Here is a 15218-nt window from a genome sequence, read left to right on the forward strand (position 1 = left end):
AGAGAATGTTCCCAACTGCCCAAACCACTATCAGCTATTTGTAAATCTTCTAACATGAGCAGCTCAGATCTCCCCAATCTCTGGGTTCCTTTGATGCTTTTAGGCTTCATCATTATCGCCGCTATTTTCTTCAGCCGTAGCCGCTAGCAGAGGGACTAAGGAAGAGTTGTAGAGACGCTACATGTAACATCTCTACAACTCTCTACTCCCCATTTAATACAATCGATTCAACACGTAATCGCTCATATTAATCAAGGCTTGTCGAGACTCTGAAACTGGAAGATAACCGATGCACTCTACTGCTTGGTTAGCATGGTAAGAGGCTAACTCTCTGGCTTTTTGAATGCCTTGACTATCTTTGATTAATGCCAAAGCTTCATCTAGATCCCCTTCTTGCTCGAATCGCCGTTCGACTAAGACTTCAAGATAAGGCTTTTCTGCCAGAGCGTACAAAGCGGGTGCGGTTAAATTACCGCTTTTGAGATCCGATCCGGCTGGCTTACCCAACACTTCTGTCGAGCCTGTAAAGTCTAAAATATCGTCCACGACTTGGAATGCTAAACCTAAGTGACGACCGTAGCCATACATGCGATCGACAATTTCTTTTGAGCCGCCACTGAGTATACCCGCAGCCTTAGAGCTATTAGCAATCAAAGAAGCTGTTTTGTAATAGCTTTTATCTAAGTAAGCTTCAATCGTCATTGCGGTATCGAATCGAGTCATTCCCTGCTGAATCTCACCTGTGGCGAAGTTCATAATCACTTCCGAAAGCAGTTTGACCACTTCCAGATTGTCTAAGTTGGCTAAATGCCACGAAGCCTGAGCGAATAAAAAGTCGCCTGCTAAAATGGCAATCCGGTTGTCAAACAAGCTATGGACGGTAGGAACGCCGCGCCGCATTGGAGCTTCATCTACTACGTCGTCGTGTACTAGACTTGCCGTATGGATCATCTCCGTAATTTCCGCAAGTCGGCGGTGACGGAGAGTAATATCCTCATCTAGCATCGTCGCCCGCGACATCAGCAAAACAATTGCTGGTCGCACCCGCTTTCCTCCAGCTCCAAACAAGTACTCTGCTGCGGCGGAGAGGATGGGATGACGAGTTCCTACTAGTTCTATTAGGTTCTCTGACAGTATACGCAGGTCTGCTTCAACTGGAGAAAATAGGGAAGTCGCTGATGTCATGAAGGAGCTGACTCTAATAGTTTTTTACGAAATTTTACATATTCTGTACTCATTTTAAGCTAAGCCTCGGCAAGGGGGAAGTTTTGGTAAATGGAATTTTTCGCAATCGTCGCGATCGCCCCAATGCATTTCCTGCAAAAAATTGTCGTAGCCTTAGCTACAATTCAGCAAAAAGACTTAGAAAAACTTCGCTTTGTCAAAGTCATCCTTCCCAAGTTCAGTAAATTTACCCAAGATTTATCTATCCGACCGTTGATTTTAAATTTAGAGGCAACATTAGTGACTAAAAGTCTAGATTCATGTGTTAGCCTAGATACTGAAGCATTTAAACCAATTCACAAATTCAACACAGTCGAGCAAGTTGCCAAGAGGTAACGAGATCGGCTGAGTCGATTAGGTGAGCATACCCAAACGCAACCCAGAACCTCGGCATCGTTCCGAAACTTTTAAGTGCCAGTCAGTTAATTTTGTTTGGTAGACCTGCTAGCGCTTAAAGGTTTTGAATAGAGAGATAATCTCGGAAATTAAGTTAGTGGTGTGCGGAAAACAGTGAGGAAACCAGCAGCTGGCGAGGCATTCGTTTGACTGACTGGTAAGAACTTATTGCGACGTGGAAACTGCCAAAAGCTGCTTTTGGTCGATGCTTTGCGCTGTCTTATTTTCTAAACATTATTTCTCTTTCTTGACTCGCTGGCGGCACAATGACTTACGGCAACGTACCCATGATTATTCCTTGCTTGGCAACTGGTTATTTATTGACTGTTTACCTTTTACTACTGTTAGCGCAAAGGCAGGTAAAAAATCCCGAGACTCGGGACATCTCTACTCCTAAAGAGGAAGGGTTGGGTCAACTATCAGCGACCAGCGACCGGTGACCGTGTAGAGACGTTACATATAACGTCTCTACAAACGTCTCTAGTCCAAAAGTTCTAGGGGATAACTGGGAGTAAGGACTGTTTCTAAATTAACTTTTTCCACCACAGGAGCATAACCCAGCCATCGCACGGAGGACTGAATAAACTGCTGGGGGCAACCGCTGACACAAAAGCGAGTTGGCATCGGTGGTAAATTATTTCGCAGTCCTAGTAAATCGAGTTCGCAAGCTACGGCTTTGACAACGTGAATTGCCGGATCGACCAGCTTGATGCTGTTAGGTAAAAGCGATCGCAGCACGGGTGATAAATGAGGATAGTGGGTACAGCCGTAGATCAGAGTATCGATTTGCTGCTGAATTAAGGGAGCCAGATAGCGCCGTGCTACCTCTTTAGTGTATGGCTCGTTGATCCGATTATCTTCGATCAGAGGCACGAATTCGGGACAACCGACTTGCCAGACTTTAGCAGTACTATCAATTTCTTGAATTGCCTGTGGAAAAGCGTTGCTAGCAGCAGTTGCTGGAGTTGCAATTACACCGATGCGCTTACCTTGTTTTACCGCCGCCTTTGCTCCAGGTAAAATCACACCCAAAATGGGAAACGGAAATTCCCACCGCACCGTCTCTAAAGCTAGAGCGGAACCCGTGTGACAAGCCATCACGACCATTTTTACCTGCTGCTGTTGCATCCAGCAGAGGATTTCGCGAGTAAATTGTACGATCTCGGCTGGCGATCGCGTGCCGTAGGGTAGGCGAGCCGTATCGCCAAAGTATAAAATAGATTCGTTTGGTAGCTGCCGATACAGCTGAGTTAAAACAGTAAGACCACCCACACCACTATCAAATACGCCAATTGGCGATTGTTGGGGTTCTCGACTGGGAAAATCGGAAGGATTATTGATAGAAAGATAGGAATAAAACACAGTTCGAGCTTAACCCGTTAATTATGCTTAGCACAGAACCTATGGGCAAGTTTGTTAACTGGTATTAGCAAAAGCGGCAACCAGCAACGCAAACCCATCCGTCAAGTTGATAATTAACACTGACATTACCGTAGTGTCAACGTTGTTGTTTAATGTACTGAAGAACACCCTGAGCAATCGCTTCTGCCAGTTGATTTTGATAAGCAGCCGTTTTCAAACGCGGTGCGTCATGTTTCCCTGTCATGAATCCAGTTTCTACCAAAACAGCTGGCATAGAACTCTTGCGTAGGACGTAAAATCTAGCCTTTCTCACGCGGCGATCGCGAAGATTTGGAACATTTCGCAACATAGCATTGTGAACTGTCACGGCTAGATTGTAGCCGCTATCAAAATAATAAGTCTCCAAACCGCTGATATCTGGGCGCGTAGGCAAGGAATTAGCGTGGATACTGACGAACAAGTCAGCATTGACCCGTTCGGCGATATCTACCCGTCCTTGTAGCCCTACAAAATAGTCGCTATCCCGCGTCAGCACGACATGAACGCCGTTTTGTTCCAATATCTGAGCAACTCGATTGCTTATTGGCAGAACAATATCTTTTTCATGCACTCCTCCCTGAACGGCTCCTGGGTCTTTACCGCCGTGTCCTGGGTCGATGACCACAATTGTTTTCCCATTGCGATCGCGGGCTCGAGGTGGTGCTGCGGGTACTGGCGGCGGAACGGAAATTGAAGGATTAGTCGCTGGAGAGGATGGCGGGACTAGAACCATCGACGAGCGCTTCAAATCTAGCGAGAGAAACTCTGGGCTGGGTTGCTCGACCTCTCCCACTCGTATTCCCGCCGCTGGCTGGACTAGGATCGTAACCGTGCGCGGATCGGTCTGCCGCAAGCGCACCCTTAAAACTGGGCTATTGGTATCTAAAGTTGGTCCCTGTACCGTTCTAGCTAATTGGGCATTGGTAATAGTAATGCTGTAGGCAGCAGACGACCGATCCCAACCACTGGCATAGACTAAAGTTCGATCGCCTTTGACGTAGAGGCGATCGCCCCGCAAGTCCACCGATTCAATTGTGGCTAATTCTGTCGTTCTGTTGCGTCGCTCTGTACTAGCGCGATCCGTATACCGATTTCGACTCGGAAGTAAAACGACTCCACCGAATTGATTGCCCAACTGACCGCCAAATCGACTCACCATTGCCCGCCAGTTAGGGCTATCGCGATCGACTTCCATCGTCAGGCGGACTATAGGCTGCTCGGACTGAGCTTGACTGAGGGAAATCTTTTTCACCCCAAAACGGCTAAATGCTCTTGGTGGCGAGAAATTAGGTGCTAAACTCGCGCCCTTAAGATCGACATAAATTTTATCCCCATCGGAGTTGCGATCGACATTAACGTCGAGCTTGCCAGTGCCAACAGTACGGATAAAAAAGCCATCACCCGTAGCACGAACGCCTTGTACTTGCAAGCCGTTGACAGATGGAGTAGGCGTGGCTGGCGCAGTAGTGCGGCTGGTGCGCCGTAAATACTGCCTGGGTGGAGAGACAGCAGGACTAGGATTGGATAAAGGTGCTGCTTCTAATGGTCTTGGCGCTGCGATCGTCAAAGGTGCAGTAGTCGCAGCTGGTAGCTCCGTTGGTGGTGATGAAGGGGCAGCCGTCAAAGGTGCAGTAGTCGCAGCTGGCTGCTCCACAGGTGGCTGTGGAGATTCTGGAGGCGTAGTCGCAGCTGGTGGCTCCACAGGTGGCTGCGGAGATTCTGAGGACGCAGACTCATCTGACGACTGCGGTGCAGGAGCGGGAGACGAGCTAGCAATTTTTTCTGGCTGCGGCAATTGCACCAACCAATGACTGGGAGAAGCACCGCGAACCTTTACCTGGTTAGGGTCGAGACTATACTCTGGACTGAGTTCGAGCGCAATCCGCGTCGTTTTTTGGTCAACCTGTCCAATTCGGAGAGCGCGAAACGCTCCACCCGCTTTCTGTTTGACTGTCGTTCGCTTCAGAGCTGTCCCCGGCAAGTCAATCACCAGGCGCGTGGGGTTAAATACCAGCTTTGCTCTGGGTTGAACTTTGCCTTCTGTTTTGATTTCCAGTCGATTTTGTTTGGCATTAAAATGCCACGATTTCAGACTCGCCGCCTCAGTAGGAGACGAGATTAGAAAAATGCCTAAAGTACTGGGTAAAAGCCAGTATAATTTCACGGTGCTTTCTCCTTATGCGCATGCATCCCAGCTGTCAACGTCTCCTCTGTTGGCGCTGTTTCACTCCATCCGATCCCGCAGTGTCGAGCCAATGCCGACCATGAGTATACCTGAGTCCTCCAATAATGGTTGAAACTAGATTTAAACATAATGTGAAATGCTTCTCATCAAATTTGACGATTCGCGCTTCATATAAGTATTCCCATTGCAGTCCGCTCACACCAACAAGCGATGGATTAATTTATCTCAATTGAGCCATTGATTTTCAGAAAAATTTAACTGAGTAGCAGAAGATTTCAGTAGTGTAATGCATAATTTTTCAAATGCTAATAGTTTCTTGACCCTCCTTATCCGATCGCGTTTTTTAATTTAGTACCGCATCTTGCGGCTGCGATCGCAGTTTGCCCGTAACAGAACGATAAAAGTACATCAAAATTTACAAATTTCAGGAGTGAGGAGCGAGGAGTGAGGAGTGAGGGAAATTTATGATTTTGGCTTGTGGAATTGAATTTCTTCCTTGTCCTCCTGTCCTCCTTGTCTTACTACACGGGAGTTTCTGGTTCACCTCCTACAGCAGTGGTGGGGGAAAGACGAAACGCAAGAGGGGGGTGCTAAAAATGTGGTAAGAATCACCATCATGATAATGGCAGCTTCTAGTGGTTTAGAAAGAACGCCGCTTGCAGAACCAACACCAGCAAATACTAGTCCTACCTCGCCTCTAGGAATCATGCCTACCCCGATCGCTAAACGATTGATGCCAGGTTGTCCGAAGACGGCAGCACCCGTGACAACTTTACCGACGATTGCCACAGCAATCAGAAAGATAGCAATAATCAACCCCTCGCGGTTACTGGGAACGGCGGGGTTGAGAACTCCCAAGTCGGTTTTTGCCCCTACAGTGACAAAAAAGATGGGAACGAGCATATCCGCGATCGGTACGACTTGTTTCTGAAGTTCTTTGCGCTTATCAGTTTCGTCTAGCACTAAACCAGCGGCAAATGCTCCTAAAATCGCCTCTAGATGGATTGCCGCAGCTAAGTATGACATGACAAAAGCAAAGATAAAAGCTGGGATGACTAATTCACCGCGCGTCTTGAGGCGATCGACAACTGTAACAAAGGTTTTGTTGAAAACATTGCCAAGTAGAATTGCCCCTAACAAAAAACCAGTGGCACTAATAATCAGATAAATGACATTACCCACGTCCACTTCGCCAGTTTTCGCCAAGCTTGCCACCACTGCCAGCACGATGATACCTAGTACATCATCAATTACGGCGGCTCCTAAGATAATTTGACCTTCTCTTGAGTTGAGAGTTCCCAGTTCCGACAAGACTTTGGAAGTAATACCAATACTCGTTGCAGTCAAGGCAGCACCAGCAAAAATCGCAGGCACGGCAGGTACACCAAACCATATCATCAACCCTGCCGTACCTGCACCAAACGGCACGGCTACCCCTACACAAGCCACCACAGCCGCTTGGATACCGACTGCCATTAATTCTTTTAAATTTGATTCCAGCCCAATTTCAAACAGCAGGATCACCACACCCAACTCAGCCAAAACTGAAATCACTTCGCTTTGAGCGGCAAAGGTGGGGGCAACTTCCTCCGGCGCTAGCCCTGCGGTGGTTTGAAGGAAATTCATAATCAGAGAACTCGTAGCATCAGCCCCACCTTCTGGAAACACTAATAAATGTAAGGCAGAAACTCCGACAATGACACCACCCACCAGTTCGCCTAAAACTGGAGGTAAACCAAAGCGGTTAGAGATTTCTCCACCCACTTTGCTAGCAAAGTAAATGACGACCAAACTTAGCAGCACTCCTGCTAGCACCAAAGCACTATTTGCCTCTGCTTCTGGCGCAGTTAGCAGTAAAGGCGTAGACCCCCACAGAGTAAAATTACTTACCCAGCTAAAACCATCTAACTCCATTAGCTGTCCAAAAATCATCCTTTTCAATTTACTAGTTTTGGGGAGTCAGTTATCAGTTGTCAGTTAACAGTTAACAGGGAGCAGAGAGCAGAGGAGAGAATAACAACCAATGGCTAATGACCAAAAAACATACCTGGCAGCGATCGCTACCAGGTATGTTTTCTTCAGCAGTCGTCAAAGCTAACTGCTCAAACCTAACTTATAGGTTATTTTCTAGCCAGCACAGCCATGACTTGCGCCATTTGCTGTTTTAACCGTTCTATATCTGCCTGCATAGCAGCAATTTTTCCATTCAAAGCTTGCAGATCGGATGATGATGTGCTGGTTCCAGTTGCTGTTGCAGCTACCTGTGGCGCTACTGGTGCTGTTGCTCCTCCTTGGCGCGGCAGTTTTGACTTTACCATTGCCGCTTTAATTGCACCGATTAAATCTTTTTGCTCGAACGGTTTAGGGATAAATTCAAAATACTCGAATGGCTCTGGAATTTTCTCGACAACTTCTTCTTTGCGCCCCGACATTAAGACTAAAGGAATTTTTTGGAGTTCGGCATTTTGTTGGATTTGCTGATACACCTCCCAGCCGCTGAGTTTAGGTAACAAAAAATCAAGCATAATCAGGTTCGGTCGTTCTTGACGAATTAAGTTGAGTCCTTCCAAACCATCTTTTGCTTCTAAAACATCAAAGTTGCCAGGTGGCAACATTTCTTTGACGCGCATCCGAATTACGCGACTGTCATCGATAACTACGATTTTGTTACTTGCCACAACTGACTCCTCGGCAATGAATTTTAAGGGGAATAAGATAGAAAAATACGATTTAAAGGCGGGAATATCTGGTTATGCAGTCTAGAAAGTGAGTGCGGCAGATATTAGTTAACTGTAAATTTAAATTCTCGATCGCCAACATCTCGAACTCGCTCAATTGAAACACGTAAGTGAGAGTAAAAGCCACCTGGGATACACCAGTAACTTACTTTTCTAGCTAACCTTGCACAACAAAACTACGAACTAAACCTAACGCTGTTCGCGTTTTGTCTCCAAGGGAATTTTTACTGATTGCGCGATCGCAAAATTTTCCTTAAATAGATATAGTTCGGTAAATTTTCGGTCGGCAAATTGTCTATCAAAAGGGTAATTGGTAATTGGTAGTCGGTAATGGGGAATTGGTGATTAGTAGTTAATAATGGAAGTTGGTCACTGGTCACTGGTCACTGGTCACTGAATATATGACTCTATCTTCTCGTTCTGAGTTCAAGTCGGAAATTGAGGCTTTACCGTCATGGCTGCGCCGACCGATTGGTAAGGCAAGCGAATTATCTACAGTTCAAAAAATTATTAAGCAGCGACAGATTCACACGATTTGCGAGGAGGGACGCTGCCCGAACCGAGGCGAATGCTACGCCCAAAAGACAGCCACTTTTTTACTGATGGGTCCAACTTGCACTAGGTCTTGTGCTTTTTGTCAAGTGGATAAAGGTCACGCACCCATGCCACTCGATCCAGAAGAACCGCAGAAGGTCGCAGAGGCTGTGCAGTCACTAGGATTGCACTACGTTGTCTTGACTTCTGTAGCGCGGGACGATTTAGCTGACCAAGGAGCAAGTTGGTTTGTTGCTACCATGACAGCAATTCGCGATCGCAGTCCTCAAACGCAAATTGAAGTATTAACTGCTGATTTTTGGGGTGGTACAGGCGCGGGAGACGTAGGACAAAGGGAAAGAATTGCTATGGTTGTAGGGGCAAAACCCGCTTGCTACAACCACAACATTGAGACTGTCAAAAGGCTGCAAGGACGAGTCAGAAGAGGAGCTAAATACGATCGCTCGTTGCAAGTCCTGCAAGCAGTTAAAGAAATCGACCCGAGTATTCCGACAAAATCTGGGTTAATGTTGGGGCATGGGGAGACAGTAGAAGAAGTTGTTGAAACGATGGCAGATCTTAGAGCAATCCGCTGCGATCGCTTGACAATTGGGCAGTACATGCGCCCCTCCTTAGAACACCTACCCGTCCAAAAATACTGGACTCCCGAAGAATTCGAGGAATTAGGCGCGATCGCTCGCGATCTAGGGTTTAGCCACGTCCGTTCCGCACCCTTGGTGCGTAGCTCCTACCATGCGGGGGAACAGTGACCAGTGACTAGGGAACAGTTATCAGTTAAAAGTGGCTGGTGGCTAGTGGGTCAATGCTTTTGTCTAGTCACGAGTCACCAGCCACTAGTCACTCTTTTCACAAAAATATTTTTAACGGAAGTAGGCAAGGGGTACCGCTGTTTGGTATTTCTGTAGATGCCCTTATTTTGAGGAGAAAAGCTTATGGCTGCTCAAGCAACTAAACCAACTGTCGGTCAAGATGTTGCTAAATCTAATGCTAACGCTCCGTTTCCTTTTCGGACGATAGTTAGCTTGATCCTGCTAGCAGGTAACATTCTGGTAGCTGCTATTTACTTCCACGTTATCAATCCATAGTTGTCTGGCGGCTAGTCAGTTGGTGGCTAGTGACTAGCGATCGCCGGTCGCCGGTCACTGACTTCCTAGCCGAATCAAATCGTACCTTTGAATAATCCTTTCGGGCGTATCAACAGTACCAGAATCATAATGAACAGACCTACACCTTGTTTGTATTGAGAACCAAGGAAAGGAGTGCTGAGTTCTTGGGTAACGCCAATCACCAAAGCAGCAGCGATCGCGCCGTACGGGTTGCCGATTCCACCTAAAATTGTGGCAGCAAACATCGGCAAAATTAAAAACCAGCCCATATTCGGTCTGACGGCTGTAATCAAGCCGTACATGCTACCACCTAAAGCCGTGAGGCTGCCAGCGATCGCCCACGTCCAAAGTACGACGCGATCGACATCAATTCCAGATACACGCGCCAAGTCGAGGTTGTCAGCAACAGCACGCATCGCCTTGCCAATCTTCGTATTTTGTAATAAATAGTGCAGCGCCAAAATAACGATAACTGCTAAAAGCATTACTATAAGTTGATTTTGGGGAATTCTGATTCCTAAAATTTCTCTGGCTGGACTGGTAGGAATATCGTAACTTTTGTTACTACCACCCCAGATTAAAATAATTCCATTACGGAGAAATAAAGCGAGTCCAATCGAAATAATAATGAGCGTGGTGGAAGTGGCACGCCGCGATCGCATATTTGACCAGATCAGCTTTTCAGATATCAGCATTGCTGCTACAGTGCCAATTGCTCCGAGTAACATTGAGAGCCAAATATTAATGCCGCTCGTATTGGCTAGCAAAGTTAAATAAGCGCCCAAAGTCATAAAATCGCCGTGGGCAAAGTTAGCCAGCCGTAGAATGCCATAAGTCAGCGTCAGTCCTACCGCAGCTAAAGCAATAATGCTACCTACAGCTACCCCATTAACAAATAATTGAGCCAGTTGTGCGTCCATACAGGGTTCGGTGATCGGTTATCAGTTATCAGTGTAGAGATGTTATGGGTAAAACCTGTACAAAAGCAACAAAGTGGCTGGTGGCTGGTGGCTGGTGGCGAGAGATTAATTAATTGTGCATTGCAACTGCTGTACGGGCGGGTTTTGAGTCAAGATTTATTGCCTCAACTGTCAATTCTTTTGCTAAACCCGCTCCTACGACTTGCCTCTTGCCTCTTGCCTCTTGTAAAGTGCATTCATTTCATGTTTTTAAATTCAACTTTTGTGAATGCTCGGGTCTAAATCTTTTAACACTCTCCATGTACACCTAGTATTTCTAGTTGTCCTTGCTGTTTTACCGTTATATCTGTTCTTTTTCATTCACAATGCCGCTCGCGTTCCTCAGTTTGAGTGTACGGTACTGACGCTAGCCGCAACGGTGGCAATGGCGATCGTCTGGGTGGGAATTGAAGTTGTGCTGGGGCGTTGGTTGCGCCTTCTGAATCAAGCAAGTCGTCAATTGGCTGAGCAAGGTAATTTTCGAGTTTGCATTTCAAAATTACGTTATGCTCCATTAGAAATTAGACAATTAGCACAATCTTTTAACGAACTAGCAGATTCTCTAGAACGACAATTTAACCAATTGCGCCATGTAGAAGCAGAGTTACGCCGAGCAAACGATCGCTTCCACATGGGAGCGGCAGCGATTAATGCCACGATTTATGAGTGGGATTTGCAAACTCAAGCAGTCGAAAGAACTCCAGGATTGCTCAAGGTCTTAGGTTACGAACCAGAGGAAGCTCCAAATGATGCTGCATGGTGGCACGAGCGCATTCATCCCGATGATTTTCCGCCAGCCTATGCTGTTTTGTCCTCGGCGTTGGCTGGTAATAGTGATGATTTTGAGGCAGAATATCGCCTGCGCGATCGCTACGGTCAGTATATTCATGTTTGGGAACGCGGACTGATCGTCAGGGACGAGCGAGGGCATCCGTTGCGAATTTTTGGTGGCAGTCTGGATCTGACCGAACGCCAACGGGTAGAAGAACAACTGCGGCAGAGCGAAGCACAGTTTCGTCAAATTGCAGAAAATTTACGCGAAGTCTTGTGGATGTCTACCCCTGGACTCACGCAGATTCTCTATGTCAATCCAGCTTACGAACAAATGTGGGGGCGGACTTGTGAAAGTTTGTACGCTCAGCCATCGTCTTTCCTGGCGGGAATCCATCCTGAAGATAGTGCCGCGTTAATTGCCGTTTTGGAGCAAAAGCCCCTGGGGACGAAGCTGTTAGAGGAGTTTAATCATGAATTTCGGATCGTCCGCCCCGATGGTTCGGTGCGTTGGGTACTTTCTCGCGCCTTTCCAATTCACGATCGCGCCGGAGAAGTTTATCGAATTGTGGGACTAGTCGAGGATATTACTCAACGCAAGCAAGCAGAAGTCAAAATTAAGCAGTGGAATGAAACTCTGGAACAACGAGTGCGGGAACGCACGGTTCAATTGGAGTTAGCGAACGCGGAATTAGATGCTTTTGCGTATTCCGTTTCTCATGACTTACGCGCACCACTCCGCCACATTCACGGATTTGCCAATGCTTTGGCGCAGCGTTTGGAGTCTACTGAGGCGATCGCCGATCCCAAAATTGCTAGTTACATTCAGACTATTCAAGATAGCAGCATCAGGATGACACAGTTGATTGATGGTTTATTGGCTTTGTCTAGAGCCGGACGGCAACCTTTGGCGCAGGTTTCTGTAAGCGTGCGAGAATTGGTTGAGGCGGCGATCGCCTTAATCAAAAGTCAAACTCCCACAGACCGTCAGATCGAATTTATCGTTGGTGACTTGCCCACAATCGACGGCGATCCAGTCTTATTACGACAAGTTTTTGCCAACCTAATTGACAATGCGGTGAAATTTAGTGGCGATCGCCAACCAGCCAGAATAGAAATTGGCACACTACTAGGAGATAACACCACAATTTTTGTTAAAGACAATGGGGTAGGCTTCCAGATGGAATATGCCGAGCAAATGTTTGGAGCCTTTCAGCGGTTGCACTCCCAAAAAGAGTTTAAAGGTACGGGTATTGGATTAGCGATCGTCCAGCGCATTATTCACCGTCACGGTGGCAAAATTTGGGCTGAGAGCATACCCCAACAAGGTGCTACTTTTTTGATGAAATTTAGACTTTCCTGAAGATAATTGTAGAGCGGAGTAGAAGTTTCGCCAGCTAGGATGTTATTCGTCCAAGCAGAGTCGCTCAAGATCGGGTCTTAGGTAATCTTGACTACCACAGCAGCAGACAATAACTGAAATGCATGTTACGCTCTGGAAATCAGCAGCCACGTAGTGAAATCACTAGATTTTGAAACCTGAATCGGTGTCATTCGCCGTATTGGTTCGTACTGGATGCTATTGCCATGTAAACCCCTGTCCTCGCCCTCTGCTCAGCCAATTATGCAGACTCTAGAGCATTCTCAGGTTATGCGGCGGCAAGAATTCTCAATTGCCGCGCAACTTCACCTGTTAATCGTAGAAGACGTAAAGGCAGATGTCGATTTGATGATACTTGCCCTTGAATCCGCCCAGATCGCTTTTACCTACGATATCGCCAAAAGTCAGAGTGAGTGCCAGCACCTGCTGCAAACTCAAACTTACGATGCAATCTTGGCAGATTATCGGTTACCTCAGTTTACGGCATATCAGGTGTTGCAACTTTTGCAGGCATCTGGGCATGAGATTCCCCTGATTCTGGTGACTGGCAGTCTGGGAGAAGAGGCAGCAGTTGATTGCATCAAAGCAGGCATGACAGATTATGTCATGAAAGAGCGGTTGTTTCGCCTACCCGTAGTGTTGAAGCGATCGCTGCAAGAATTTGAACTTCGTCGCCAACAGCAGCAAGCCGCAGCTCGCACTCAACTCCAAGCGCAGCAACAGGCAATTATCAATCACATCGTCCACGCCATGCGCGAAACTTTGGTATTGGATGAGGTGCTGCAAATTACAGCGGATATGCTACACCAAGCTCTAGGTTTGAGTCGTTGCCTAATTTCTCAGCCCAATTCTCAAGCCCAAATGGGAATTTATCATATCAGCGCTGCGACCAGAGAACGGGAACATTTGCTAGGACACGAATGCTCTCTTTACCCTTTTTATAAAGATAAACTGCTGCGGGGAGAGATGGTTATCGTTCGCGATATGGATGAGAATGTCTCTATGGCAGTTAGAGACGCTGCCGGAGAATGTAACATTCGCGCTTTGATTATCGCCCCTTTGTTGTATCGTCAGTCGTTTCTGGGTGGAATTATCCTGCACCAATGCGAGCGAGAACGAGATTGGACGGAGCAAGAGATTTCTCTAGTCAGAGCAATTAGCGATCAGTGCGCGATCGCTATTCATCAAGTCCAATTATTTTCTCAAGTACAGCAGCAATTACATCGCCAGCAAACTCTCAATCAGATTAGTCAAGCACTCAATTCTATCCTCGATCCAGATTTTATTTTACAAGAAATTGTCAGACTGACTGGCGAATGTTTTGATGTCGATCGACTGTTAATCTTTTCTGTCGATACAGACTCAGTGCAAATTTTGAAAGAGTGGCGAGCTAGCGATCGCATTTACTCAATGCTCAACCTCCAATTTCCCAAATCAGAATGGATCGATCTGATAGATCCTGACTCTGATTTTTACTGTCGGCGCTATTTTCACGCTCCTGACTACTCTCAATTGCCTTCTACGAGAATTAGACAGATGCAAGTAGAACAAGCAAGTACTCGTTCTGTTTTGAGCGTCCCAATTTTTATTCGCGATCGCCTTTTCGGTGGTCTATCTTTGCAGACTACTAACACTTATCGCACTTTTACTCACGAAGAGATTTATTTATTGCAACAAATTGCCGATCAAGCTGCGATCGCCCTCTATAACGCACAAAGTTACGAGCGTTTAGAAGAATTAGTCCAACAACGTACTCAAGAATTAGAAGCAGAAAAATTGGTTTCAGAAACAGCCAATCGAGCTAAGAGCGAATTTTTAAGTAATATCAGTCACGAACTGCGGACACCTCTAACGGGAATTTTAGGCTTTTCTGGCGTATTAATGGAACAAATTTTTGGTTCGTTAAATGCCAAACAAAAGCAGTATATTGAATGCATTCATACCTCTGGCAAGCATTTATTAGACCTGATTAATGACTTACTCGACCTGACTAAAATTGAAGCAGGAAAAGAAGAATTAACCCCAGAAACCTTATCCATTGAAGATATAGCACAAGCTTGTCTATCTCTTTTTCAAGAACGTTGTCGGCAGCGGGGATTAGAATTTCATTTGGCGATCGCTTCTGAGGCAATAACCTGTACTGCCGATCGACGGCGTTTGAATCAAATTCTAGTCAATCTATTATCTAACGCGCTCAAATTTACAGATACGGGTTCGATTACGTTACGCATTGAACAAACATCTCAACAAATTTTATTCTCAGTCATAGATACTGGGATTGGTATTGCGCTAGAAGATTGTGAAGCAATTTTTCAACCGTTTCACCAAGTCGATAGTGGTTTGAACCGGAAGTATGAAGGTACGGGACTGGGTTTAGCCTTGTCGCGTCGCCTTGCTCAACTACACGGGGGCGATATTACCGTTCGTTCAGAATTGGGGCGTGGTAGTTGTTTTACTTTGTATTTGCCAGGGAGCAGGGAGTAGTGGCTGGTGACTAGTGGC

At 46.4% G+C, this 15218-nt stretch carries 11 protein-coding genes and 1 pseudogene; 5 read left to right on the top strand and 7 right to left on the bottom strand.

Features of this window, described 5'->3' with window-relative positions; all coding sequences use genetic code 11:
• Positions 1–213 precede the first annotated feature (213 nt).
• Entirely contained in the window at positions 214–1185 is a 972-nt protein-coding gene (sds, locus tag M5J74_RS03490; RefSeq protein ID WP_015152743.1) for a solanesyl diphosphate synthase, read from the bottom strand.
• Positions 1186–1275: 90 nt separating this feature from the next.
• On the opposite strand from sds, the gene M5J74_RS03495 reads away from it, so the two are divergent.
• On the top strand, positions 1276–1560 hold the full coding sequence (locus M5J74_RS03495) for a hypothetical protein (protein WP_015152744.1): 285 nt from the start codon (positions 1276–1278) through the stop codon (positions 1558–1560).
• A gap of 540 nt (positions 1561–2100) precedes the next feature.
• Here the strand turns inward: M5J74_RS03495 and murI are convergent.
• The 5 genes and pseudogenes from murI to M5J74_RS03520 all read right to left on the bottom strand — a co-directional run bounded on the left by murI (position 2101) and on the right by M5J74_RS03520 (position 8324).
• Complete coding sequence (murI, locus tag M5J74_RS03500; RefSeq protein WP_015152746.1) at positions 2101–2982, bottom strand: glutamate racemase; 882 nt, start codon at positions 2980–2982, stop codon at positions 2101–2103.
• Between the two features lie 136 nt (positions 2983–3118).
• Positions 3119–5185, bottom strand: coding sequence for an N-acetylmuramoyl-L-alanine amidase (locus M5J74_RS03505; protein ID WP_106218204.1), 2067 nt, complete (start codon positions 5183–5185; stop codon positions 3119–3121).
• A gap of 568 nt (positions 5186–5753) precedes the next feature.
• Positions 5754–7120, bottom strand: a pseudogene (locus tag M5J74_RS03510) (cation:proton antiporter).
• A 206-nt stretch (positions 7121–7326) separates the two neighbouring features.
• Positions 7327–7884, bottom strand: a complete 558-nt coding sequence (locus tag M5J74_RS03515) for a PleD family two-component system response regulator (RefSeq protein WP_106167184.1) — start codon at positions 7882–7884, stop codon at positions 7327–7329.
• Positions 7885–8168: 284 nt separating this feature from the next.
• Positions 8169–8324: a hypothetical protein gene (locus M5J74_RS03520; RefSeq protein ID WP_158265965.1), complete on the bottom strand. Its 156-nt coding sequence runs from the start codon at positions 8322–8324 to the stop codon at positions 8169–8171.
• A gap of 21 nt (positions 8325–8345) precedes the next feature.
• Between M5J74_RS03520 and lipA the strand changes: the two genes are divergently transcribed.
• Together lipA and M5J74_RS03530 are read left to right on the top strand one after the other, a co-directional pair.
• Positions 8346–9248: a lipoyl synthase gene (gene lipA / locus M5J74_RS03525; RefSeq protein ID WP_106167185.1), complete on the top strand. Its 903-nt coding sequence runs from the start codon at positions 8346–8348 to the stop codon at positions 9246–9248.
• 183 nt (positions 9249–9431) lie between these two features.
• Positions 9432–9584 carry a photosystem I protein PsaX gene (locus tag M5J74_RS03530; protein ID WP_106167186.1) on the top strand — a complete coding sequence of 51 codons (153 nt, stop codon included), beginning with the start codon at positions 9432–9434 and terminating at the stop codon, positions 9582–9584.
• A 74-nt stretch (positions 9585–9658) separates the two neighbouring features.
• Here M5J74_RS03530 and M5J74_RS03535 read toward each other — a convergent pair whose 3' ends face one another.
• A complete protein-coding gene (locus M5J74_RS03535) occupies positions 9659–10525 on the bottom strand; it encodes a branched-chain amino acid ABC transporter permease (protein WP_106167187.1) in 867 nt (288 codons plus the stop codon).
• A gap of 268 nt (positions 10526–10793) precedes the next feature.
• On the opposite strand from M5J74_RS03535, the gene M5J74_RS03540 reads away from it, so the two are divergent.
• Both M5J74_RS03540 and M5J74_RS03545 read left to right on the top strand, forming a co-directional pair.
• Complete coding sequence (locus M5J74_RS03540; protein ID WP_250015376.1) at positions 10794–12698, top strand: PAS domain-containing protein; 1905 nt, start codon at positions 10794–10796, stop codon at positions 12696–12698.
• Between the two features lie 261 nt (positions 12699–12959).
• A complete protein-coding gene (locus M5J74_RS03545) occupies positions 12960–15200 on the top strand; it encodes a GAF domain-containing protein (protein WP_015152754.1) in 2241 nt (746 codons plus the stop codon).
• Positions 15201–15218 lie beyond the last annotated feature (18 nt).

Source organism: Chroococcidiopsis sp. CCNUC1 (assembly GCF_023546805.1).
Lineage (GTDB): Bacteria > Cyanobacteriota > Cyanobacteriia > Cyanobacteriales > Chroococcidiopsidaceae > Chroococcidiopsis > Chroococcidiopsis thermalis.